Origin of the sequence: Actinokineospora enzanensis DSM 44649, assembly GCF_000374445.1 — a bacterium.
Taxonomy (GTDB): Bacteria; Actinomycetota; Actinomycetes; order Mycobacteriales; family Pseudonocardiaceae; genus Actinokineospora; species Actinokineospora enzanensis.
This window is the reverse complement of the sequence record NZ_KB894428.1, coordinates 40,971-63,847: the sequence shown is the minus strand read 5'-3', so window position 1 is coordinate 63,847 and position 22,877 is coordinate 40,971. Positions and strand designations below refer to the sequence as shown.

The window sequence follows — 22,877 nt, the reverse complement described above, 5'->3', positions numbered from 1 at the left end:
CCTAGTCCCGGGTCAGCTTGCGGTAGGTCACCCGGTGCGGGCGGGCGGCCTCCGCGCCCATTCGGTCGATCTTGTTCTTCTCGTAGCCCTCGAAGTTGCCCTCGAACCAGAACCACCTGGCCGGGTGCTCCGCCGTGCCCTCCCACGCCAGGATGTGCGTGCAGGTGCGGTCGAGGAACCAGCGGTCGTGGGAGATGACCACGGCGCAGCCGGGGAACTGTTCGAGCGCGTTCTCCAGCGAGCCGAGGGTCTCCACGTCCAGGTCGTTCGTCGGCTCGTCGAGCAGGATCAGGTTGCCGCCCTGCTTGAGGGTGAGCGCCAGGTTGAGCCGGTTGCGCTCGCCGCCGGACAGCACGCCCGCGGGCTTCTGCTGGTCGGGGCCCTTGAAGCCGAACGCGCTGACGTAGGCGCGGGAGGGCATCTCGACCTGGCCGACCTGGATGTAGTCGAGGCCGCCGGAGACGGTCTCGAACACGGTCTTGGCCGGGTCGATGTTGGCGCGGCCCTGGTCGACGTAGGACAGGGTGACCGTCTCGCCGATCTTGACGTTGCCCTGGTCCGGCTTCTCCAGGCCGACGATGGTCTTGAACAGGGTGGTCTTGCCGACGCCGTTGGGGCCGATGACGCCGATGATGCCGTTGCGCGGCAGGTCGAAGCTGAGGCCGTCGATCAGCAGCCGGTCGCCGAAGCCCTTCTTCAGCTTGTCGACCTCGACCACGATGCTGCCCAGCCGCGGGCCGGGCGGGATCTGGATCTCCTCGAAGTCGAGCTTCCTGGTCTTCTCGGCCTCCGCGGCCATCTCCTCGTAGCGCTCCAGGCGGGAGCGGGACTTGGTCTGCCGGGCCTTGGCGTTGGAGCGGACCCAGGCCAGCTCCTCCTTGAGGCGGCGCTGCAGCTTCTGGTCCTTCTTGCCCTGCACCGCGAGCCGTTCGGCCTTCTTCTCCAGGTAGGTGGAGTAGTTGCCCTCGTACGGGTAGGTGCGGCCGCGGTCGATCTCCAGGATCCACTCGGCGAGGTTGTCCAGGAAGTACCGGTCGTGGGTGACGGCCAGGACGGCGCCCGGGTACTGGGCGAGGTGCTGTTCGAGCCACAGCACGCTCTCGGCGTCGAGGTGGTTGGTGGGCTCGTCGAGCAGCAGCAGGTCGGGCTTGGACAGCAGCAGCCTGCACAGCGCGACCCGGCGGCGCTCGCCCCCGGACAGGACGCTCACGTCGGCGTCCGGCGGCGGGCAGCGCAGCGCGTCCATGGCCTGCTCCAGCGCGGAGTCCAGGTCCCAGGCGTCGGCGTGGTCGAGCTCCTCCTGGAGCTTGCCCATCTCCTCCATCAGCGCGTCGGAGTAGTCGGTGGCCATCAGCTCGGCGATCTCGTTGAACCGGTCGAGCTTGACCTTGATCTCGCCGAACGCCTCCTGGACGTTGCCCAGGACGGTCTTCTCCTCGTTGAGCGGCGGCTCCTGCTGCAGGATGCCGACGGTGTAGCCGGGGGAGAGGTACGCCTCGCCGTTGTTGGGCTGGTCGAGCCCGGCCATGATCTTGAGCACGCTGGACTTGCCCGCGCCGTTGGGGCCGACCACGCCGATCTTGGCCCCGGGCAGGAACTGGATGGTGACGTCATCAAGGATGACCTTGTCCCCGTGCGCCTTGCGCACCTTCTTCATGGTGTAGATGAACTCGGCCATGGTCGCGATCGTAGAGTGGTGGGTCGGGGCCGCTGAGCGCGACCGGGGGGACGGCTCGGCGGACGGGTCGCGTACCGCCGATCGGGTTACCCGGCCTGCGTTCGGGTCGGTGTCGAGGGAGAGCATCGTCGGTCGGACCCCGCTCTGGCAATGGTCGATGCCCGCCATCGGCCGCCCGGGACGTGCCCGGGTGGGCTGTTCGGCAAACGTGGTCGGCGGGGTGCGGGTGGTGGTCATGGTTCACGCCGCCTTCGTCTGCTCGGGCTCGTCGTTGGCGGGCGTCCACGCGGTGCGGGTGACGGTCACCGGGGCGTAGCCGAGGTCGATGCCGACGGCGCGGGCCTCGACCTGGGGGTCGATCCGCTGCACGGCGTCGGACCGGTACTCGCGGTGGTAGAGCCTGCCGAACACGATCACCCGGTCGCCGCGGCGGACGCTGGTGTCGACGTGCTCGCCGAGCCGTCCCCAGCAGCGGACCCCGATGAACAGCGAGTCGCCGTCCCGCCAGGAGCCGGTGTCCGGGTCGTAGCGGCGTTCCTTGACGTAGAGGCGGAACTGGGTGAGGTCGCGCTCGTCCGGGCAGCGGCGCTTGGTGATCTCGCTGACCACGCGGCCCGCCAGGGTCACCATCGTCTCGTTCATCGGGTCCTCCGTTCGCTCGGTGTCGGCACGTCCCAGGGTGGCCGGGGCGGGGGGCGACGGACGAGCGGCGATACGGACCTGTGGATGGATTGGCGGGGCTGTGGACAACTAGTGGTGCGACCCACTAGCGGTGTTCGCGGCCTTCGGCGAGCTGTTTGAGCATGGCGTTGTAGGCGTCGAGGTCGTCCGCGGTGCCGGTGTCGACGCGGCGGTCGGCGCGGCGGGCCTCCCGGTCGTCCGCGCGGGACCACTGGACCAGCAGCGCGATCAGCACGACCAGCAGCGGGATCTCCCCGGAGGCCCAGGCGATCCCGCCGCCGAGGCGCTGGTCGGCGAGCAGGTCGGTGTTCCACGGCAGGCCGAGGCCCTGGTAGAAGCGTTCGCCGATGACGGTCTGGGTGCTCATCAGGATCACGCCGAAGAACGCGTGGAACGGCATGGACGCGAAGACCAGGCCGAGCCTGCCCAGGTGCGGCAGCTTGCGCGGCGCCGGGTCGGTGCCGAGGACGGGCCAGTAGAAGATGTAGCCCACCAACAGGAAGTGGGCGTTCATCAGCAGGTGCGCCCAGTGTCGTTGGAGGGCCTCGTCGAACAGGCCGGTCAGGTAGAGACCGTAGAAGGAGCCGACGAACAGCACGAGCGCGACGATCGGGTGCGTGAGGAACCGGGACACCGGTGAGTGCACCAACGCCAGCAGCCACTCGCGCGGTCCGGGCGGGTTGTCCTTGCCCGCGGCCGGTAGTGCCCGCAGCGCCAACGTGACGGGTGCGCCGAGTACCAGCAACACCGGCGCGAGCATGGACAGCATCATGTGCGATTCCATGTGCACGCTGAACATCGCGGGCGAGTAGCGGCCGAACCCGGACGAGGTGGCGAACAGGACCACGAAGCAGCCCGCCAGCCAGGACACCAGCCTGCCCACCGGCCAGGCGACGCCGCGCGCGCGCAGCCGCAGGAACCCGCGCAGGTAGACCGCGGCCAGCACGATCGCGGCGGTGCCGAAGACCAGATCGAACCGCCAGTCGAAGAGCAGCCGGGCCAGGTTCGGCGGCTCGGACATGGGGTAGCCAAGGGCCAGCTCGACCCGGTCGGGCGCGCTGTCGGCGGATTGCGGCGGCGGGGTGCGGGCCAGCCCGGCGGCCACGCCCACGGTCGCCATCATCACCAGCACCTCGACCGCGGCCAGCCGCACCAGCGCGCGCCAGGTGCCGTGCTCGGTGATCGCGCGGACGCCGCGTTCGCGCTGGAGGTAGCCGAACACGCCGAGCACCAGCAGGGCCGCGATCTTGATCAGGACCAGCACGCCGTACCAGGTGCCGAACAGGTCCGCGAGCGGCAGCCGCACCCACGCGTTGACCACGCCGGAGACCGCCATGACGATCCAGCACACCAGGGCCATCCGGGAGAACCGGGTCGCCGCGACGGGCAGGTGCGCCACCCGCCTGCGGCCGTGCGCGAGCAGGGCGACCAGGCCGCCGATCCACAGCGCGGCGGCGACCAGGTGGAACAGCAGGCTGTTGGTGGCCACGTCGTGCTGGCCGCCGCTGGAGGAGTGGCCGGTGACCGCGACCGGCACGATCCCGGCCAGCGCCACCGCGAACAGCGCCGCGGTCCAGCCCCAGGTCAGCGCGAACCGGGTGCCGACCAGCACGACCAGCGCGAGCGCGGCGGTGAACAGCCACGCCTGCGTCTGCTCCAGCGTGCCGACCAGGTCGAGCAGCACGTCGCTGCGCAGCACGGTGGTGATCGACTGGCCGACCGCGTCCGCGGCGGTGAACGGCACCGACACCAGCGCGCCGACGAACCACACGGCCGCGCCCCAGCCCGCCATGCGCAGGGCGCCGTAGCCGTTGACGTCCAGCACGCCGGTGGCCCGCGGCGGCACCAGGAACGCGGCGAACAGCAGCGAACCGACGGTGACGACGCTCCCCAGTTCGGTGGTCACCCGGACCACGGTCAGCGCGTGCTCGGTGAACGCGTCCGGGGTCGGCAGGCCCTGCAGGACGTAGCGCTTCCCCCCGGAGGCCGCGACCAGCGCGGCCCCGATGAGGGCGGCCAGCAGGCCGCCGACGACGAGCAACGGCGCCAGACCCGACGACCCGGCGCGGCGGGTGTCGGTTGAGCTGTCCTGAACCACGAGGTCGAGCGTAATCGCCTGGTTCGCGGGCCCGTCGGCGCCATGATTCCCAGTCCGGTTCACACCCGGTCCGAGCACGGTGGGTGGACCAGGCACTGTGGACCAGGCACTACCCTGAGTCGGGTGAGGGCGGGTCGGGTGAGCGGCGTACTGGGCCGGGCGGTCGCGGTGGCGGCGGGTGTCGCGCTGGTGGCGGCCTGTGGCGCCCGGGTGTCCGGCGCCCCGGTACCCGCCGCGGGCTTCGGCCCGGCGTCGTCACCGGCCGTGACCGACACCGCGCCGCGGTCCCTCACCGGGGTGGACCTGTGCGCGCTGCTCACCCCCGACGACCTGACCCCGGCGGGCGGTCTCGCGGGCACGCCCGGCAGGCGCGCGGACACGTTCCCGGACTCCTGCGGCTACCCGCTGCGCGGCGGTGCCGCGGGCGACTATGTGCTGGTGGCCCTGTACAAGCCGCTCGCCCAGGTCCGGCACGACCAGCCCGGCGGCCACGCGGAACGGACGCTGGGCTACGACACCTGGCTGCACTGCGCGGTATCCGACGGCTACCGCACGTGCACCGCGTCGGTCGCGGTGCGGGACGACAGATCCCTGCTGGTCGCGATGGACAAACGCGACACCCCCGAGGGCACCCTGCTGCGGTTGCTGCAACCCCTGACCGAGGGTGCCCTCCGCAGACTGCCGCGCGCTTAGCGCAACCACCGCTCCCCCGAACGGGCGCGAAAAGCGGTGTTCATCACCCGATCAGTCCCGAGCGGAAACGGTAGAGGCGCCTGGAACGATCAGTCCCGTGGAAGCTTCGCGACTCCGGTCGAGTAGTCACTCCACCAGCCCTCGTAGCTCAGCGGATAGAGCAGGAGCCTTCTAAGCTCTTGGCCGCAGGTTCGAGTCCTGCCGAGGGCGCTCTGTCTGAGAAGTGCGCCCGGACCTGTGGGTTTCACCACGGGTGCCGGGCTTTTCACCGCCTGTCACCCTGGATCCGTTGCGGCGTGCGGGATCCGTGTCTCTGCGTGGTCGACCTGGCACGGCCCGTGGTGAGTTCGCGGTCGTGCATGTGGATGGTCGAACGGACCAGGGTGGTCGAACCGCCCCGGCGTGACGGCGAGTGCACGATCGGGTGGCGGTTGAAACGCTAGGGCTGTAGCGAGGGATGTGAAGACCGACGCGTACCCACACCCGGCGCGGGGTGTTCGTGCGCGACCAGGGCCGCCTGCCCGTGTCGGGGCAGGCGGCCCTCGTACCGCCGGACACGGGCGCGAGACCGTTCCGTGCGGCCGGTCCGCTCCCAGGGGAAGCTGTCCCCATGGCGAAGGACAGCGGCAAGGCCACCCAGCGTTACCCGCGCGACCTCTACGAGCGGGAACTCCTGCGCCTGCAAGGCGACCTGGTGCGGATGCAGGAGTGGGTCCGCGCCACCGGCTCCCGCCTGGTCGTGGTCTTCGAGGGCCGGGACGCGGCGGGCAAGGGCGGCACGATCAAGCGGGTCGCCGAGCACCTCAACCCCCGTGTCTGTCGCATCACCGCGCTGCCGACGCCCACCGAGCGCGAGAAGACCCAGTGGTATTTCCAGCGGTATGTCGCTCACCTTCCCGCGGCGGGCGAGATCGTGCTGTTCGACCGGAGTTGGTACAACCGGGCCGGGGTCGAGCGCGTCATGGGGTTCTGCACGCCGCTGGAGTACCAGCGGTTTCTCCGCCAGGGCCCGATCTTCGAACAGCTTCTCGTCGACGACGGGATCCTGCTGCGCAAGTACTGGTTCTCGGTGAGCCAGGACGAACAACGCAAACGGTTCAAGGAACGGCTGGACAACCCGCTCAAGCAGTGGAAGCTGTCGCCCATGGATCTGGAGTCGATCGCGCACTGGGACGACTACTCCCGCGCGCGGGACGACATGTTGGTGCACACCGACACCGAGGTGGCACCGTGGATGATCGTGGAGGCGGAGGACAAGCGGCGGGCCCGGTTGAACATGATCGCGCACCTGTTGGACAGCATGCCGTGGGAGGAGGTCGACCGGCCGGGGCTCAAGTTGCCCGAGCGGCCCGCCGGGGACGGGTACGTTCGGCCGTCGCGGGATGTGGAGCACCACGTGCCCGACCACGCTTCCACCCTGTTGGGGTGAAGGACCCGGCCGAGGCGGGACCTTGGTCGACTGCGGGGCGCGAGCGGCGCCACTAGCGTGGAGCGCAGGTCACTCGGGAGAGGGAAAGCCCATGCCCGCGCTCACATCCGAAGAGTCGCGCCTGATCGACGCCTACTGGCGCGCGGCGAACTACCTGTCCGTCGGCCAGATCTACCTGATGGACAACCCGTTGCTGCGGGAGCCGCTGCGGGCGGAGCATGTGAAGCCCCGCCTGTTGGGGCACTGGGGTACGACCCCCGGGTTGAACCTGCTCTACGCGCACATGAACCGCGCGATCCGGCAGCGTGATCTGAACGTGGTCTACGTGACCGGCCCCGGCCATGGTGGTCCCGGTCTGGTGGCGAACGCCTATCTGGAAGGCACTTACAGCGAGGTCTACACCGGAATCGGGGAGAACACGGACGGTCTACGCGCCCTGTTCCGTCAGTTCTCCTTCCCCGGCGGCATTCCCAGCCACGTCGCACCGGAGACACCCGGGTCCATCCACGAAGGCGGGGAGCTGGGCTACGCGCTGGTGCACGCGTTCGGCGCGGTGTTCGACAACCCTGACCTGGTGGCGTTGTGCGTGGTCGGGGACGGTGAGGCGGAGACGGGTCCGCTCGCGGCGAGTTGGCATTCCACCAAGTTCCTCAACCCCGAACGCGACGGTGTCGTGCTCCCGGTCCTGCACCTCAACGGCTACAAGATCGCCAACCCGACCCTGCTCGCGCGCATCCCGGAGGAGGAGCTCGGCGCGCTCATGCGGGGCTACGGCTACGCGCCGCACTTCGTCACCGGGGACGACCCGGCCGAGGTGCACGAGCTGTTGGCGTCCACTCTGGACAGAGTGCTCGACGACATCGCCGCGATCAAGGCGGCGCCCGGGGCCCGGCCCGCGTGGCCGATGATCGTGTTGCGGACGCCGAAGGGGTGGACCGGGCCCAAGGAGGTCGACGGCCACCCGGTCGAGGGAACCTTCCGGGCCCATCAGGTGCCGCTCGCCGCCACCCGCACCGATGACGCGCACCGGGCCCGACTGGAGGAGTGGCTACGGGGCTATCGGCCGGAGGAGCTGTTCGACGCCGACGGCCGCCTGGTGGCCGAGTTGCGTGAGCTGGCCCCGAAGGGTGAGCGGCGGATGAGCGCGAACCCGCACACCGACGGCGGACGGGTGCTGCGTGAGCTGGTGATGCCCGACTTCCGCGCGCACGCCGTCACCGTGGCCCGGCCCGGCGTCGAGACCAGCGCGGCCACCACCGTGCTCGGCGGGTTCCTGCGCGAGATCATCCGCCGGAACCCGGACAACTTCCGGATCATGGGGCCGGACGAGGTCGCGTCGAACCGGCTGTCGGCGGTGTTCGCCGAGACCGACCGGGCGTGGAACGCGGAGACGCTGCCCGGCGACGACCACCTCGCCCCGCACGGGCGGGTCATGGAGGTGCTCTCGGAGCACCTGTGCCAGGGCTGGCTGGAGGGCTACCTGCTCACCGGCAGGCACGGCCTGTTCACCAGCTACGAGGCGTTCATCCACATCGTGGACTCGATGCTCAACCAGCACGCGAAATGGCTCAAGACGACCCGGCACATCCCGTGGCGGGCGCCGATCGCCTCGTTGAACTACCTGTTGTCGTCGCACGTGTGGCGGCAGGACCACAACGGGTTCAGCCACCAGGACCCCGGGTTCCTGGACCACGTGGTGAACAAGAAGGCGGAGGTCGTCCGCGTCTATCTGCCGCCGGACACGAACACGCTGCTGTCCGTCGCCGACCACTGCCTACGCAGCAGGCACTACGTGAACGTGATCGTGGCGGGTAAACAACCTGCGCTGACCTACCTGTCCATGGACGAGGCGATCGCGCACTGCACGCGCGGGCTGGGGATCTGGGAGTGGGCGGGCAATACCGACGGTGAGCCGGACGTGGTCCTGGCCTGTGCCGGTGACATACCGACGCTGGAGGCCCTCGCGGCGACGCGGCTGTTGCGCGAGCACCTGCCGGAATTGAAGGTGCGGTTCGTGAACGTCGTCGACCTGATGCGGCTGCAACCGGACACCGAGCACCCGCACGGTCTGTCCGACCGCGATTTCGACGCGTTGTTCACCGAGGACAAACCCGTCATCTTCGCCTTCCACGGCTACCCCTGGCTGATCCACCGGCTCACCTACCGCCGCACCAACCACCGCAACCTGCACGTGCGCGGCTACAAGGAGGAGGGCACCACGACCACCCCGTTCGACATGGTCATGCTCAACGACCTCGACCGGTTCCACCTGGTCATGGACGTGATCGACCGGGTCCCGACACTCGGCGGCCGGGCAGCGGTACTGCGCCAGAGGATGGCGGACGCCCGGTTGGCCGCCCGCCGGTACACCCGCGAGCACGGCGAGGACGACCCGGCCATCGCCGGGTGGACCTGGGCGTGACATGCGGGTCCTGGTGGTCAACGCGGGATCGTCCAGCCTGAGGCTGCGCCTGCTCGGCCCGGACGACACCGTCGAGCGCACGGCCGACATCGGCCCCCACGACATCGCCGCCACACTGGCCGACTGGCCCGCGCCGGACGCGGTGGGCCACCGGGTCGTGCACGGCGGCACGCAGTTCACCGAGCCGGTCGTGGTCGACGCGCGGGTGCGTGCGGCGCTGGCAGACCTCACTGAACTGGCACCGCTGCACCAGCCGAAGTCACTGGCCGGTCTGGACACGGTAAGCGCGCTGCTGGACGTGCCCGCCGTGGCGTGCTTCGACACCGCGTTCCACACCACGATCCCCGCCGCCGCCGCGACGTACGCGATCCCGCGCGAGTGGCGGGAGCGGTACGCGATCCGCCGCTACGGCTTCCACGGGCTGTCCCACGCGTACTGCTCCGCGCGGGTGGGTGAGCTGCTGGGTCGGTCGGACGCGCGGGTCATCACATGCCACCTGGGCGCGGGGGCGTCGGTGGCGGCGGTGGTGGGCGGCCGGAGCGTGGACACGACGATGGGGTTCACGCCGCTGGAGGGGCTGGTCATGGCCACCCGTTCCGGGTCGGTCGACCCGGGGCTCGTGCTGTGGCTGGCCGAGCGGATGCCGGTGGACGAGCTGACGAAGGCGCTGGAAGAACGCTCCGGCCTCCTCGGCCTGGCGGGCACGGCCGACCTGCGCGAGGCGGACGCGGCCGCTGTCGAGGTGTATATCCATCGGCTGGTCCAGGGCATCGCTTCGATGGCGGCGTCGGCGGGCGGTCTGGACGCGCTGGCGTTCACGGGCGGGGTCGGGGAGAACTCGGCGACGGTCCGCGCGCGGGCGGCCGAGCGGCTCGGGTTCCTGGGCGTCGCGGTGTCCTCCCCGCTCAACGCGGCGGGCGCGGAGGAGATCACCGGGGCGTCGTCGGTGCGGGTGTTCGTGGTTCCGGCGCGGGAGGACCTGGAGATCGCGCGGGGCACCCGGTCCGCGCTGGCTATGCTCGGTGGGACCTGACGGGTGGGAGGAGTGCGGAGTGTCGGCCGAGTTGCTGCGGTTGCGGTGCCGTGGCCATCGGGACATCCGCGCCACGCACGCCAAGACGTTGGAGTTCACCACCGACAGCGAGATCACCGGGCGGGCCACCTGCGTGGTCGGGGTGGGCGGTGTCGTACTGGGTGGCGCAGTGGTGGGCGCGGCTCCCGGCGGGATCGCCGGGCCGGTCTCGGTGACGATCAGCGCGGGCGGTCATGGCGTGACGGTCCGGGCGTTGGCCAACTCGCGGTGGCGGCCGGGTGGGAGTGCGGTGATCCGTCGCAGTGGGCGGCGGTTGCCGAACACGCTCGCGACGGACGCGGATCTCGGCTCGTCGGATCTGCCGCGCGCGCTCGTGGCCGCGATGGCGGATCCGGACGCGGTGATCGAGGTGGTGATCACCCGGGATGTCGACGAGGGCCGCGTGATCCGCTATCGCGCGAGCGAGCTCGACGAGCGGCTGGCTGCGGAGTGTGCGGCCGCGGACGCGGTCGTGGCGGAGGACGCGGGGGCGCGCAAGCTGGTCACCACTCGGGGGGTGCCGGATCGTGGGCGGGTGCTGTTCGTGTCCACTCAGGATGTTCAGCCGCCCGCGTTGCTCGGTGCCGGGCATCCGGTGGAGGTCATCGGCCTGCCGCCGGAGCTGGCGGTGGCCTGCGCGTCGCCGCTGGCCGCTCCGACCCTCATCGCCGTCGGCCGCCCCCGGCGCGAGGTGTCGCGGTTGCTCGCCGCGCACAGGCACGCGCGGGTGGTGTTCACCTGCCCCGCGGAGGAGCTTCCCCGCAGACTGGACGAGGCAGCCGGTCTGATCGGCACCACGCACGCGGCAGTGCTGGCGGATGACGAGCGTCCGGTGTGGGGGCCGGTGACCACGCCTGCGGCGGGGTCCGGGGACGTGTACTGCGCGGTCGACCCGGTCGAGTCCGAAGTGGACATTCCAGCTGTGGACGTGGCGGCGTTGCTGAAAACCCTGCTGGCGGGCGAGGTCTCGGCCACGACGGTGGTCAAGGCACTCGCCGCACAGCCCGGCTGGTCTCGGAAACAGGCCTACGACCTGGTTCTCGGCCTCACCGGGAAGGGTTGACGACGCCGGTGAGGGCGAGGACCTCCAGCTGGTCCCGGGACGAGTTCAGCCGACGGGTCCACGAGGTCGCCAGCGCGGCGATGGCGTCCGCGTCCAGGTAGGCGGCCTCATCCAGGTGCCAGCCCGCGGCGGCGAGGAGCGGCCCGAGGGACTCGGTGGCCGAGTCGGGGGTGGGTTCCGGGTTGTCGCCGACCTCGGGGACGGGTGGGCGCCAGGCATGCAGGTTGAGGGTGATCAGGAACCGGGCGTCGGGGGCGCAAAGGTTCGCCAGGCCGGAGAGCATGGCCGGGTCGTCGCCAAGGATGCCGCGGAGAAGGCTGCCCCAGGGCATCAGGACGTGCAGCTCGGTGATCTCGCGGAGTTCGGCGGGGAGCTGTTCGGCGGCCGCCCAGATGTAGAGGAGGTTGGGAAGGCCGCCCTTCCTGGGGCTGGCGGCGGACTTCGCGGCGGACTTGCGGAGGTTGTCCTTCGCCGCGTCCAGGCCGATGACCAGGTGGTCGGGGTGGGTGCGGGCCAGGTGCAGGGCGTGCTTGCCGTCCCCCGTGCCGACGTCCAGGACCGCGCCGACGTGCCGGGCGCGCAGCTCGGCGAACTCGGACGGGCCGAGGTCGACGACCTGTTTCCCGGTGACGCGGCGCATGGCTGGCAGCGTAGAGCCCGGACACGCGCCGAGCCCCAACGGCCTTGTGGGCCGCCGGGGCTCGGTGATGGCTGTCCGGCGCGTTCGCGGACGGGCAGCGCGCGCGGGTCGGGCCGATCGCCCGACCGGTCCAGAGGGTTACGGCTGGCTGACCAGGTCCACCGGGCCGCCCGGGAGCTGGAACCCGTTCATCGGGCTGCTCAGGTCGGCGGGCATCGGCAAGGTGCCGTCACCGGTCATGCCGTCGGTCGACCCGGCACCGCCCGCGGGCGCCGTGACATCCGGGACAGTCACATCGGGGACGGTCACATCCGGCGCGGTGACGTCAGGCGCGGTGACATCCGGAACGGTCACGTCCAGCGAGGTCGCGTCGGAGGTGTCGGGGCTGGTCGCATCCGTGATGTCCGGCAGCTGCGGCGTGCTCACGTCCGGCACCGTCACATCCGGTGCGGTCGGCGCGGTCACATCGGGCACCGTCACATCCGGCACGGTCACATCGGGCACGGTCACATCGGGCACGGTCACATCGGGCACGGTCACGTCCGGCACGGTCGACGGCAGGTTGTCGGTCGGCCAGGCCCCGCCGGTCACGTCCGTGCTGGTCGACAGGGTCGACACCAGCTCGTCCACCAGCGAGTGGACGAGGTCGAGCAGCGCGCTCAGCACGATCGGGTCGACCATGCCGGGCAGCGGCAGGATGCCTTCCAGCTCGGCGGCCTTGGCGTCGGCGGCGGCGACCGGGGCGGCGAAGGCGCCTGCGCCGCAGCCGCGCACGTGGTTGAGGACGGTACGCAGGTTGGTCACGGCACCGGACAGCGCGATGTTGTCCTGGTCGGCGGCCGCGCGGTGGATCTCGCCGTAGGCGCCGGTCAGGTCGGTGATGGTGTTCTGGGTGGCCGACGGCGAGGGCGCGGGAACGGGCGCGGCGGCCGCGAGTCCCGCGCCCGCCATGGTCAGCACGCTCGCGGACGCGATCGAGGTCACGATCCGAACGAGGTGACGGTTCATCGGGTGGTTCCTCTCCGGCTTCTCGGCTTTGCTGCCGTTCCACCGCTACCAGCTCCCATCTGCGCCGACAGGATGAACGCGGGTCCGGCGAGTGGCCGGGACAACGCGCTCCGCAGTCACCTCCGCCGTCATGTCCACACCGCTGGGCGACCCCCGTCGGGTTGGCGCCGGGTGATCTCCGCGACCGCCCACGCAGGGCCATGCGGCCTGCCCCCGCTCGTGCCGGATCACCCGGACGAGCCAATGTGTCCCAGGATGCGCGAAATACACCCGACGGGAATACGTTCGGAAAAGAAGTGACGTATCTCGATCGGATCACCGACGGGTTCGGCCCGCGGCTTCCATGGCGGCGTCGAGGTCCCGGTAGACGGCGACCAGGTCGCGCACGCCGGTCACCTGAAGGGTGTGCAGGGCGGGCCCTGGCGGGGCGGCGACGCGCAGCAGTCGGCCGCGGTGCAGGCAGTGGTAGTGCGCCCGGACGACGAGCGGGGCGGCGGCGACGCTGAGGAAGGTGACCTGGCCCAGGTCGAGAATGACGTAGCGCTTGAGGGTCTTCTCGGTGCAGGCGTCCTCGATCTGCTCGCGCCAGAGCTCCTCGGTGGTCATGTCGATGCGGCCGACCGCGCTGACGACCACCGCAGAGCGGGTGCCCCGGGTGATCACCGCCAGCCGTTCGCGCGCGTCCAGGGCGGCACCTCCTCGCGCGCGAAACCGGACAAAACCGAGCCGGGTTCGCGGATCACGGCCCGATCAACCGACCAATTGTCGCAGCGGTTCCTGCATCGACGCGAGTCCGCGCGCAAGACCACGGGAAAAATGCGTCTGATTCAGTGAATCACGCATACGCACACGGGCGGATTCCCGCCGGACCGGGCGACCCGGCTCAGCCGTGCGTGCCGGTGCGCGCGGCCTGTTCGCCGGTGGGTCTCGGGCGCAGCCACCGCACCGCGCCGTCCGCGTCCGACTGCCCGCGCCGCTCGGCGCCCGCCGCGCACCCGGGGGGACGCTCGTCGGCGACCTTCGCCCAGGCCAGATCCCTCAGTTCCACCGACATATCTCCTCGATCGGCCGAATGGAGCACCTCATTACCCAACGCAACCATATGTCACCCGAATGTTGGAGCAAGTCCACGCTCGGTACCAGTTTCGGGCGATGAAACGGTGACCTATCGTGATCATCCCTCAGCAATCACACACCGCAGATCATGCGCCGTCGCTGCCGATGAGACCGGGCGGGAACCCGCCGGTCGCGATCGGCCCCCACCCGCTGATGGTCACCCGGACGAGGCACTTGCCCTGCCGGGTCATGGCGGCCCGGTAGTCGGCCCAGTCCGGGTGCTCGCCGGAGATCACCCGGAAGTACTCGACCAGCGGCTCCAGCGCGTCCGGCAGGTCGAGCACCTCGGCGGTCCCGTCGACCTGGACGTAGGCGCCGTTCCAGTCCTCGGACACCGCGCACACCGACACCGTCGGGTCGCGACGGATGTTGTGGACCTTCGCCCGGGACGGGTAGGTGGAGATCACCACCCGCCCCTCGGCGTCCACCCCGTACGTCACCGGGGACAGCTGCGGCGCGCCGCTCGCCCGCCGGGTCACCAGCAGGCAGCGGTCCCGCTCGCGCAGGAACGCCAGCAGCTCGTCACGTCCCGGCCTGCGCGCGGTCGCGGTCCTGGGCACCGGTCACTTCACCGCCAGCTTCGCCAGTCGTTGCGGGGTCGGCCAGCGCACCTCGCTGACCCAGCCCAGCTTCTCGAACAGCCAGATGACCCGCGCGGAGACGTCGATCTGGCCGCGCCGCACCCCGTGCCGGGCGGAGGTGGGGTCGGCGTGGTGCAGGTTGTGCCAGGCCTCGCCCATGGACAGGAGGGCGAGCGGCCAGAAGTTGGTGGCCTTGTCGCGGGAGCGGAACGGACGCTCGCCGATCATGTGGCAGATCGAGTTCACCGACCAGGTCACGTGGTGCAGGAAGGACACCCGCACCAGCCCGGCCCAGAAGAACGCGGTGACCACGCCCAACCAGGACCAGGTGATCAGGCCGCCGAGCAGCGCGGGGGCCAGCAGGGTGACCGCCGTCCACAGCCCGAACTGCCGGTCGACGCGGCGGATGTCGGCGTCGGCGAGCATGTCCGGCGCGAACCGTTCGGCGTTGGTGAGCTTGCGGTCGAACACCCAGCCCATGTGCGCGTGCCAGAAGCCGCGCGCCAGGGCGACCGGGGAGGTGCCGAACGCCCACGGCGAGTGCGGGTCGCCCTCACGGTCGGCGAACGCGTGGTGGCGGCGGTGGTCGGCGACCCAGTGCAGGATCGGGCCCTGCAGCGCCATGCTGCCGACGATGGCCAGTCCCACCCGGACGGCCCGGTTGGCCTTGAACGCGCCGTGGGTGAAGTAGCGGTGGTAGCCGACGGTCACGCCCAGGCAGGTGAGCGTGTAGAAGACGACGGCGAGCGCGATGTCGACCCAGCCGAGCAGGCCCCACCCCCAGGCCAGCGGGGCGGCCGCGAGCAGCGCGGCGAACGGGATGAGGATGAACAGGTAGGTGCCGAACTGCGGCCAGTTGGCCCGTTGCGCGCCGAACATGGGTTTGACCCCGTGCCCGTCCCGTTCGGCACTGTCGACGGTCGCGGTCATTCTGCTGCCTCCACTGGACGCTGATGCCCGGCCCCGGGCACCCCGGCGGTAAGCAAACCAGGCGGCGGACCGCACGCCAAACATTCCTCGGGGGGCGAGATGTCCTCGATGTCGCTTTCTTGCCGGGCCGGTCCCGGCCCCCGGGGTGTTGCGGCTGGTCGGTGCCGGGGGTGCGGGATCCGGACGAACCGGGCGTCACAAGGGTTTCACGTCCACGTCGCCGTCAGGACAGGTGCGCGACCGCCGCCTGGATGGCTGGCACGTAGGCGGCGACCTCCGTGTAGATACCGGGGAAGCCGGGCCGCGCGCAGCCGACGCCCCAGCTGACGATGCCGACCTGCCGGGGGATGCCGTTGCCGTCCGGAGCGACCATCGGCCCACCCGAGTCGCCCTGACAGGTGTCCACGCCGCCGTCGGCGACCTTGCCTGCGCAGAGCATGGCGGAGGGGATGAACGGGTAGCCGTAGCGGGTGTAGAGGGGGCCGCAGGTGGCGTCGTCGACGTACGGGACCTGCGCGTGCAGGAGGTACCGCTGCTGCGGTCCGCCTTCCACGGCCGCGCCCCAGCCCATGACGCGGAACGGTCCGGCGGTGACCACGGCGGGTTGCAGGGACAGGGTCGGGAGGGTGACCGGGCGGGCCAGCCTGATCAGCGCCCAGTCGTAGCCGTGCGCGGGCGAGGTGTACTCCGAGGGGCGGTAGACGCTGGTGGAGGTGACTTTGACGGCGGCGGAGCTCTCCAGGTCGACCACGCCGAACGTGGCCACGATGCGGGTCTCGGGACCGCTCGCGGACACACAGTGGCCCGCTGTCAGCACCACCTGCGGCGTGATCAGTGAACCGCCGCATCCCATGGACAGCCGGGCCAGCCACGGGTATGCACCCTGCGGCGCTCTGGATCCGCCGACGACAGCGGGATCCGCCGTTGCGGGTTGGGCGAGTGCGAAGAGAGAGGCCAGGACAAGTAGCAGTACGCGGATGTGCTTCATGCCTGCTCCGACCGTGATCACGGAGTGCAACCTCGTGGTGGCACACAGGCATCGTGCCTGGTAATCGCTCAAGGGTGGCGCGGGTCGTACCGGGTTGGGGGAAGCAGAGCGCCCGTTTGAGGGGCGTCGCCGTCACATGGGCCACGACCCACGCCACGGCGACGCTCGAACGGGCTAGTGGTGCGACCCAGAACGTCGACCATGTCTCGACCCGCCCACGACGTGCCTGACGGCACCGCCGAAACGACCAAGTACATCCAGTACGAGGCCGTCCCGGCGGCACCGCCAGCCACGCCGTGGACCCGCCGATACACGGCCGACGTTCTGAGTCGCACCACTAGCCGAGGAACTCGGCCAGGACCGGGGCAAGGTCTGCGGTGAACCGGTGGTTCTGCCCCGGCACAGTGCGACCACGCGCGTTCGGCAGGACTTCCATGAGCGCCTGAGTCACCTCGCGCTGGTCGGCCGGACTGTCACCGCCGTCCAACACCAACGTGGGCACGGTGATCCCCGCAAACCTGGACAACGCCGCCACGTCCCCGCGTTGCGTGTCCCCCATGATCTCTCGGTCGTAGGCGATGGTGTGTGTGACCGGACGCAGCAGCGGCCACATCGGATCATCGGCGATCCCGTCGGCCGCCTCCGGTGGCAACCCGGCAGCCTCGATCATGAACAACCGAAACGCGTCGGCACGGCGATCGTCGGCGATCAACGCGTCGAACCGTGCGGCGAAGTCATCCGGCAACGCCTGTCCACTCACGACAAACGGCGGTTCGTAGCCGACCAGGGCGGTGATGGGCAGCCCACGCGCGGCGGCCTCCAGCGCCAACACCGCACCGGACGACTCACCGAACACGCGCGCCGGACCGGTCGACGCGAGCAACGCGGCAAGGTCCTCGACCTCCCGCTCCACCGCGTACGGCCCGTCGTCGCCGCTCTCCCCCCTGCCGCGCCGGTCGTAGGTGATCACCGTGAACCGATCGGCGAGCCGCCCGGCCAGCTCGGCCCCCACCGGGTCGATCGCCCGGTACTGCACGGCCCCCGAGACGAACACCACCGGCGGCCCGGACCCGACCCGGTCGAAGGCGATCGTCGTGCCGTCGGCGGAACGAACCTCCATCAGTCCAGCACCGCCCCACAGCTCATGTTGATCGCCGCGCCGGTCAGCGTCCGCGCCCGGTCCGAGGCGGCGAACACCGCCACGTCACCCACATCCGCCAGCGTCGCCGGGGAGCCCGTGAGGGTGGAATCCGCGATGTCCCGCTCGATCGCCGCCCGGGGCCCGTCCGGGATCACCTCGGGCACACCACTGGTCCGCAAGGTGATCACCCGAACCCCGTGCCGCGACAACTCGGTCGCCAGCTGCCTGCGCAACGACTCGACCGCGTCGAACGCGGTCTGCAGACCACCGAGGTGGTAATTCCGCAGCGCACCATGCCGATCGGCACTGCCACCGAACGCGATGATCACCCCGGAGCCGCGCCGGACCATGTGCCGGGCGGCGGCGCGGGAGGTGATGAACTTGGACCGGACCGCGGTGATCACCGGACTGAGATAGTCCTCGACGGACATGTCCAGGATCGGAACCCCTTGCACATCACTGTCGGAGATGACGTTGACCGACACGTCGATCCCGCCTTTCGCGGCCACGGCGTCCGCGTGCCCGGTCACGGCCCGCTCGTCCGACGCGTCCACCACGGCCACCTCGACCGCCCCCGGAATGCCGTCGGCCGTCTTCGCCAACGTCGCCAACGTGCGCCCGACCAGGTGCACCCGGGCACCCTCCCGGACGTAGGCGCGGGCGATGGCCCCACCGACCGAGCCCCCACCGCCGTAGATGATCGCGGTCTTGCCCTGCAACAACATCATTCCTCCGAGCGTTCGACTGCCCCTACAACCCGGGCCGGTCGTCGGACTCATCGCTCGGCGGGAAGATTCCCCGGCAACCCGAACGACGGGAAGTCGGCGGTCAGGAACGACACCACCTCGGCCACCAGCCCCTCGCGGACGGTGAGCAAGTCGAGCCCGGCCGGGACGAACGCGACCCCGTCCCACAGGTAGGTGCCGAACGCGAGCTGACCGTTCGCGCGGGTGGGCACCATCCGCCACCGGTACCGGAGCGGCTTGGCGAGCAGGAACGCCCGAATGTCGGCATGCCCGGAATACCACTCGGGCAACGGCGGCATGCAGTAGCGGGCATCCTCGGTCAACAACCCCACGATCGCATCGACATCCCCCGCCTCCCATGCACTCGCATACCGGGCCGCCAGCCTGCGCAACTCCTCATCCCCCACGGCAGGCACACGATCCGGCAACCGGGTGTCGACAATCCTGCGAGCGCGTTGAAGCGCACTGTTCACCGCCGCAACCGTCGTGTCCAACAACCCGGCAACCTCACCGGCGGAGAACCCCAGCACCTCCCGCAACACCAACACGGCCCGTTGCCGCGCAGGGATGTACTGCAACGCCGCGATGAACGCCAACTCCACGGATTCCCTTGCCGCATAACGGCTTTCCGGGCCATCGGGAAACGGCTCCAACCACACCGGATCCACCGCGTCACCGCCGATCCCGGTCGGCAGCTCGCGCCGCGCCCGCTGCCCCAGCAAGGTCAGACACCGATTGGTGGCGATCTTGTACAACCAGGCCCGCAGGTTCCCCTCGAACCCGTCGAAACCCCGCCACGCCCGCACCAGGGTCTCCTGCAACACATCCTCGGCGTCGTGCCGCGACCCGAGCATCCGATAGCAGTGCGCGAGCAACTCCCCCCGAAACGGCTCGACAAGCACGCCGAACTCACCGGAATCCCCCGAGCGCGCACCCGTCGTCACCCCCGAAACGATACCCGCCGACCTTCACTCAAGCTCGGCAAGCCGCCCCCGCAACACCTTCCCGGTGGCATTACGCGGCAACTCATCCAAGAACACCACATCCCGCGGCACCTTGAACCGTGCCAAATGATCCTTCACATACCCCCGCAACTCATCAGCGGTGACCCCACCCCCCTCCACCACCACAAACGCTCGCAACCTCTGCCCGAACTCCACATCCGACACCCCCACCACGGCAGCCTCGACCACCCCGGGATAAGCAACGAGCAGATTCTCAACCTCCCCCGGGAACACATTCTCCCCACCCGAGACGATCATGTCATCATCCCGCCCGTCGACAAACAACCGCCCCTCGGCATCAAAATGCCCCACATCCCCCGTGCACAGCAACCCGTCGACAACCTCCTTATGCCGCCCATCCGTATACCCCCCGAATGCCAACCCACTACCCGCGAAAATCCGCCCCCGCACCCCCGGAGCGGCAACCGACCCATCATCGTCATAGATCGCAACCCGGCACCCCACCGGCGCCCGCCCGACCGTCCCCGGCGCGGCCCGCCAATCCTCCGGAGTGGCCACCGAGACCACCGAGACCTCAGTAGACCCATACAAATTGTGGATCACATCCCCGAACACCCGACCGGCCCGATCCCCCAACTCGGGAGACAACGCGGACCCGGCCGTGAAAATCACCCGAAGCGACGAGGTCTCGTAACGTCCCAGCACCTCGGCCCCAAGATCGACGATCCGCCGCAACATCGTCGGCACCAGCACCAACGCGGTGACCCGATTGTCCTGAACGGCCCGCAACGTCCCCTCGGGATCAAACCTCCGCCGCACCACCACCGTCGACCCCAGTGCCAACGTGATCACGAACTGCGAAAACCCGGTAGCGTGAAACAACGGCGCCGCGATCATCGTCGCCTCCCCGGCATGCAAGGGAATCCGGTCAAGGAACTGCGCGGCGGCCAACGGCGACCGCACCTGCCGAGGCGCCCCCTTCGGCGTACCGGTGGTACCACTGGTCAACAACACCACGCCACCAGGCTCACGCGGCATCGGCACCGGCCCACCATCAGTACCCGCGATAAGCTCCTCCAACGTGGTCTTCCCACACGCCCCATCAGTCCACGCAATGAAACTCGGCAGGTCCGCGGGCAACGCGTCGGCCAGCGGCCCGAACTCCTGATCGTGCACGAACACCGTGACCCCCTCACGGCGCGCCACATCGACAAGCTGCGGCTGCGCGAACCCGGTGTTCATCAGCAACAACCGCGCCCCCACCTTGCTCGTGGCGAGCATCGTCTCCACCGCGCCACGATGATCACGAGCGAGCAACGCGACAACCGACCGATCGGTGACCCCACGCTCGGCGAACGCCCGAGCGAGCGCGTTGGACCGGCGATCGAGCTCGTCGAAGGTGAGCGCGCCGAGATCGTCGACCAGCGCGACGGCGTGCCGGTCCCGGGCAGCGGCAGCCGCGCCCGCGATCGGCCCGAGGCGGCGGACGGCGATCATCGAGCGGAGCACGTGGTCGGGTCGGGTCAGCGGCACGAGGCCCGCCCGGCGCAGGACGTCGATGCCGCGCACCGCGGTGGCGGCACCGGTAGCGAGGGCACGGATCCGGGACAACGCCACCTCCCTGGAGGGGTTACTCGTGGTAACACCCTGCCGCAGGGTTACCGGCGAGTCAACTGTCGGTGGTCTGCCGCAGAATGCCGTCGTGCGGGTCGTGGTGGTGCCGGGGGTGGAGGGAGCGGGGCGCGTCCAGGTACCGGGCGCGGCCCCGGTCGACGTGCCCGATCTCGCCGCGTGGATGGCCGACCTGGAGGCGCGCGAGTCGCCGCGCTGGGTGCTGGCCGCGCTCGACGAGGCGTACCCGACGCTGCTCAAGGCCGGTGTGCGGCTGGGGCGTTGCCACGATCTGGCGCTCGCGGAGGGGATCCTGCTCGCGTTCGAGGAGCGGCCGGGCAGGCCGCGCAACCTCGCCGCCGCATGGGCGCGCCTGCGCGGGCTGCCGGAACCGCCGGATCCGCCGCCGGTGACGCGGGCGGGTCAGCCCGCGTTGTTCGAGGCCGACCGGGGGACGACGCCGTCCGGGGTGGATCCGGTGTCGGCGGCGGTCGCGGTGTTGGCGGAGCAGGAACGCCGGATCGGCGCGGTCGCCCATCCGGACCGGCTGCGGCTGTTGGTGGCCGCGGAGTCGGCGGGCGGGCTGGCGGCGGCGGAGATGAGCCACCACGGGCTGCCCTGGCGCGCGGATGTCCACATCGGACTCCTCACCGAGATGCTCGGCCCGCGCCCGGCGACCGGCAACCGCCCCGCCAAGCTGGCGGTGTTGGCCGAACGGATCATCGCCGCGTTCGGCGGCAAGACCATCAACCCCGACCACCCGGCGAGCATCGTGCGCGCGTTCGCCCGTGAGGGCATCGAGATCTCGTCGGCGCGCGCGTGGGTGCTCAAGGAGGTGGACCACCCGGCGGTGGCTCCGCTGTTGGAGTACAAGGAACTCGCCCGGCTGTGGGTCGCGCACGGCTGGAGCTGGCTCGACTCGTGGGTGACCGCGGGCCGTTTCCGCCCCGAGTACGTGGTCGGCGGCGTGGTCTCCGGCCGCTGGGCGACGCGCGGGGGTGCGGCGCTGCAACTGCCGCGCGCCCTGCGCACGGCCGTGCGCGCCGATCCTGGCTGGTCGCTGGTGGTGGCCGACGCGTCCCAGCTGGAACCCCGGGTCCTGGGCGCGCTGTCCGGCGACGAACGCTTCGCCGAGGTCTCCGCGACCGACGACCTCTACACCAGCCTCGCCGCCGACGCCTTCGCTGGCGACCGCGACCGCGCCAAGATCGCCATGCTCTCCGCCATGTACGGCGGCACCAGCGGCGAGGCGGGCCCACTGCTCGCCGTCCTCCGCAAACGCTTTCCCACCGCCGTCGACTACGTCGAACAGGCCGCCCGCGCGGGCGAGGACGGCCGCGTCGTCCGCTCCCGCCTCGGCCGCACCAGCCCACCCCCGACCGACGCCTGGCGCGAACGCACCACCGCGACCGGCGACGAGGCGACAGACCGCGCCGGTCGACAGGCCGCGCGGGACTGGGGCCGGTTCACCCGCAACTTCGTGGTGCAGGCGAGCGCCGCCGACTGGGCCCTGGCCGTACTGGCCACTCTGCGGCGGCGGTTGGCCGGGGTGTCGGGGGACGCGCATGTCGTGTTCTTCCAACACGATGAGGTGCTGGTGCACTGCCCCCGGGAACTCGCGGAGGCGGTGATGCGCGAGATCACGGAATCGGCCCAGGAGGCGAGTTCGCTGGTGTTCCCGGACACGGCGGTGCGGTTCCCGCTCCAGGCCCACGCGGTGGAGTGCTACGCGGACGCCAAATAGCTCGCCTCCGGTCCCCGGAATCCATTCTAGTGGTGCGACCCAGAACGTCGGCCGTGTATCGGCGGGTCCACGGCGTGTCTGACGGTGCCGCCGGGACGGCCTCGTACTGGATGTACTTGGTCGTTTCGGCGGTGCCGTCAGGCACGTCGTGGGCGGGTCGAGACATGGTCGACGTTCTGGGTCGCACCACTAGTGGCAGCCACCGACAATCGAGGCTCGCTGGCGATCTTGCCTGTGGATGGGCGCGAACCCGGGCTCTGTCAAGCATCCC

General features: G+C 70.5%; 20 protein-coding genes and 1 tRNA gene. 7 read left to right on the top strand and 14 right to left on the bottom strand.

Annotated elements, in window-relative coordinates; all coding sequences use genetic code 11:
* Nucleotide 1 precedes the first annotated feature (1 nt).
* From ettA to C503_RS0125960, 3 genes are all read right to left on the bottom strand, one after another.
* Nucleotides 2–1,678 (bottom strand): energy-dependent translational throttle protein EttA, encoded by a 1,677-nt coding sequence (gene ettA / locus C503_RS0125970; RefSeq protein WP_018685146.1) that lies wholly within the window; start codon nucleotides 1,676–1,678, stop codon nucleotides 2–4.
* 240 nt (nucleotides 1,679–1,918) lie between these two features.
* Nucleotides 1,919–2,320, bottom strand: a complete 402-nt coding sequence (locus C503_RS40890; protein ID WP_018685145.1) for a single-stranded DNA-binding protein — start codon at nucleotides 2,318–2,320, stop codon at nucleotides 1,919–1,921.
* A gap of 124 nt (nucleotides 2,321–2,444) precedes the next feature.
* Nucleotides 2,445–4,457 carry a bifunctional copper resistance protein CopD/cytochrome c oxidase assembly protein gene (locus tag C503_RS0125960; RefSeq protein WP_018685144.1) on the bottom strand — a complete coding sequence of 671 codons (2,013 nt, stop codon included), beginning with the start codon at nucleotides 4,455–4,457 and terminating at the stop codon, nucleotides 2,445–2,447.
* A gap of 123 nt (nucleotides 4,458–4,580) precedes the next feature.
* Between C503_RS0125960 and C503_RS0125955 the strand changes: the two genes are divergently transcribed.
* From C503_RS0125955 to C503_RS0125925, 6 genes are all read left to right on the top strand, one after another.
* Nucleotides 4,581–5,150, top strand: coding sequence for a DUF3558 family protein (locus tag C503_RS0125955; protein WP_169514613.1), 570 nt, complete (start codon nucleotides 4,581–4,583; stop codon nucleotides 5,148–5,150).
* A 137-nt stretch (nucleotides 5,151–5,287) separates the two neighbouring features.
* Nucleotides 5,288–5,360: transfer RNA gene (locus C503_RS0125950), tRNA-Arg, on the top strand.
* A gap of 400 nt (nucleotides 5,361–5,760) precedes the next feature.
* Nucleotides 5,761–6,579 (top strand): polyphosphate kinase 2, encoded by an 819-nt coding sequence (gene ppk2, locus C503_RS0125940; RefSeq protein WP_018685141.1) that lies wholly within the window; start codon nucleotides 5,761–5,763, stop codon nucleotides 6,577–6,579.
* A 91-nt stretch (nucleotides 6,580–6,670) separates the two neighbouring features.
* Complete coding sequence (locus tag C503_RS0125935; protein ID WP_018685140.1) at nucleotides 6,671–9,001, top strand: phosphoketolase family protein; 2,331 nt, start codon at nucleotides 6,671–6,673, stop codon at nucleotides 8,999–9,001.
* A gap of 1 nt (nucleotide 9,002) precedes the next feature.
* The gene (locus C503_RS0125930; protein ID WP_018685139.1) at nucleotides 9,003–10,034 is read left to right on the top strand and encodes an acetate/propionate family kinase; all 1,032 of its coding nucleotides are present in this window, start codon (nucleotides 9,003–9,005) and stop codon (nucleotides 10,032–10,034) included.
* 19 nt (nucleotides 10,035–10,053) lie between these two features.
* The gene (locus C503_RS0125925) at nucleotides 10,054–11,136 is read left to right on the top strand and encodes a DUF371 domain-containing protein (RefSeq protein ID WP_018685138.1); all 1,083 of its coding nucleotides are present in this window, start codon (nucleotides 10,054–10,056) and stop codon (nucleotides 11,134–11,136) included.
* Here C503_RS0125925 and kamB read toward each other — a convergent pair.
* The 11 genes from kamB to C503_RS0125870 all read right to left on the bottom strand — a co-directional run bounded on the left by kamB (nucleotide 11,120) and on the right by C503_RS0125870 (nucleotide 20,868).
* Complete coding sequence (gene kamB / locus C503_RS0125920; protein ID WP_018685137.1) at nucleotides 11,120–11,776, bottom strand: 16S rRNA (adenine(1408)-N(1))-methyltransferase KamB; 657 nt, start codon at nucleotides 11,774–11,776, stop codon at nucleotides 11,120–11,122. The two genes, C503_RS0125925 and kamB, sit on opposite strands and share 17 nt — an antisense overlap.
* 138 nt (nucleotides 11,777–11,914) lie before the next feature.
* Complete coding sequence (locus C503_RS43605) at nucleotides 11,915–12,784, bottom strand: hypothetical protein (RefSeq protein ID WP_018685136.1); 870 nt, start codon at nucleotides 12,782–12,784, stop codon at nucleotides 11,915–11,917.
* 315 nt (nucleotides 12,785–13,099) lie between these two features.
* Nucleotides 13,100–13,447, bottom strand: a complete 348-nt coding sequence (locus C503_RS0125910) for an STAS domain-containing protein (protein WP_018685135.1) — start codon at nucleotides 13,445–13,447, stop codon at nucleotides 13,100–13,102.
* Between the two features lie 220 nt (nucleotides 13,448–13,667).
* On the bottom strand, nucleotides 13,668–13,832 hold the full coding sequence (locus C503_RS46215; RefSeq protein WP_156893482.1) for a hypothetical protein: 165 nt from the start codon (nucleotides 13,830–13,832) through the stop codon (nucleotides 13,668–13,670).
* Nucleotides 13,833–13,986: 154 nt separating this feature from the next.
* Entirely contained in the window at nucleotides 13,987–14,460 is a 474-nt protein-coding gene (locus C503_RS0125900; protein WP_018685133.1) for a PPOX class F420-dependent oxidoreductase, read from the bottom strand.
* A gap of 3 nt (nucleotides 14,461–14,463) precedes the next feature.
* Nucleotides 14,464–15,411 carry an acyl-CoA desaturase gene (locus C503_RS0125895; protein ID WP_018685132.1) on the bottom strand — a complete coding sequence of 316 codons (948 nt, stop codon included), beginning with the start codon at nucleotides 15,409–15,411 and terminating at the stop codon, nucleotides 14,464–14,466.
* A 223-nt stretch (nucleotides 15,412–15,634) separates the two neighbouring features.
* Complete coding sequence (locus C503_RS0125890; protein ID WP_245572588.1) at nucleotides 15,635–16,420, bottom strand: S1 family peptidase; 786 nt, start codon at nucleotides 16,418–16,420, stop codon at nucleotides 15,635–15,637.
* A 316-nt stretch (nucleotides 16,421–16,736) separates the two neighbouring features.
* Nucleotides 16,737–17,519, bottom strand: coding sequence for an alpha/beta fold hydrolase (locus C503_RS0125885; RefSeq protein ID WP_018685130.1), 783 nt, complete (start codon nucleotides 17,517–17,519; stop codon nucleotides 16,737–16,739).
* Nucleotides 17,519–18,268: an SDR family oxidoreductase gene (locus C503_RS0125880; protein ID WP_018685129.1), complete on the bottom strand. Its 750-nt coding sequence runs from the start codon at nucleotides 18,266–18,268 to the stop codon at nucleotides 17,519–17,521. Before C503_RS0125880 ends, C503_RS0125885 begins: the two co-directional genes overlap by 1 nt.
* 47 nt (nucleotides 18,269–18,315) lie before the next feature.
* Complete coding sequence (locus tag C503_RS0125875; RefSeq protein ID WP_018685128.1) at nucleotides 18,316–19,230, bottom strand: sigma-70 family RNA polymerase sigma factor; 915 nt, start codon at nucleotides 19,228–19,230, stop codon at nucleotides 18,316–18,318.
* A 24-nt stretch (nucleotides 19,231–19,254) separates the two neighbouring features.
* Nucleotides 19,255–20,868, bottom strand: coding sequence for an AMP-binding protein (locus C503_RS0125870; protein WP_018685127.1), 1,614 nt, complete (start codon nucleotides 20,866–20,868; stop codon nucleotides 19,255–19,257).
* 85 nt (nucleotides 20,869–20,953) lie between these two features.
* Here C503_RS0125870 and C503_RS0125865 point away from each other — a divergent pair, with 85 nt between their 5' ends.
* Nucleotides 20,954–22,606 carry a bifunctional 3'-5' exonuclease/DNA polymerase gene (locus tag C503_RS0125865; protein WP_018685126.1) on the top strand — a complete coding sequence of 551 codons (1,653 nt, stop codon included), beginning with the start codon at nucleotides 20,954–20,956 and terminating at the stop codon, nucleotides 22,604–22,606.
* The last annotated feature ends 271 nt before the right edge of the window (nucleotides 22,607–22,877 follow it).

Excerpts from the sequence above, each read along its gene's own strand:
- C503_RS0125880 (WP_018685129.1), bottom strand. The coding sequence starts at position 18,268 with ATGATGTTGTTGCAGGGCAAGACCGCGATCATCTACGGCGGTGGGGGC.
- C503_RS0125895 (WP_018685132.1), bottom strand. The coding sequence starts at position 15,411 with ATGACCGCGACCGTCGACAGTGCCGAACGGGACGGGCACGGGGTCAAA.
- ettA (WP_018685146.1), bottom strand. The coding sequence starts at position 1,678 with ATGGCCGAGTTCATCTACACCATGAAGAAGGTGCGCAAGGCGCACGGG.
- C503_RS0125930 (WP_018685139.1), top strand. The coding sequence starts at position 9,003 with ATGCGGGTCCTGGTGGTCAACGCGGGATCGTCCAGCCTGAGGCTGCGC.
- ppk2 (WP_018685141.1), top strand. The coding sequence starts at position 5,761 with ATGGCGAAGGACAGCGGCAAGGCCACCCAGCGTTACCCGCGCGACCTC.
- C503_RS40890 (WP_018685145.1), bottom strand. The coding sequence starts at position 2,320 with ATGAACGAGACGATGGTGACCCTGGCGGGCCGCGTGGTCAGCGAGATC.
- kamB (WP_018685137.1), bottom strand. The coding sequence starts at position 11,776 with ATGCGCCGCGTCACCGGGAAACAGGTCGTCGACCTCGGCCCGTCCGAG.
- C503_RS0125885 (WP_018685130.1), bottom strand. The coding sequence starts at position 17,519 with ATGGAGGTTCGTTCCGCCGACGGCACGACGATCGCCTTCGACCGGGTC.
- C503_RS43605 (WP_018685136.1), bottom strand. The coding sequence starts at position 12,784 with ATGAACCGTCACCTCGTTCGGATCGTGACCTCGATCGCGTCCGCGAGC.
- C503_RS0125935 (WP_018685140.1), top strand. The coding sequence starts at position 6,671 with ATGCCCGCGCTCACATCCGAAGAGTCGCGCCTGATCGACGCCTACTGG.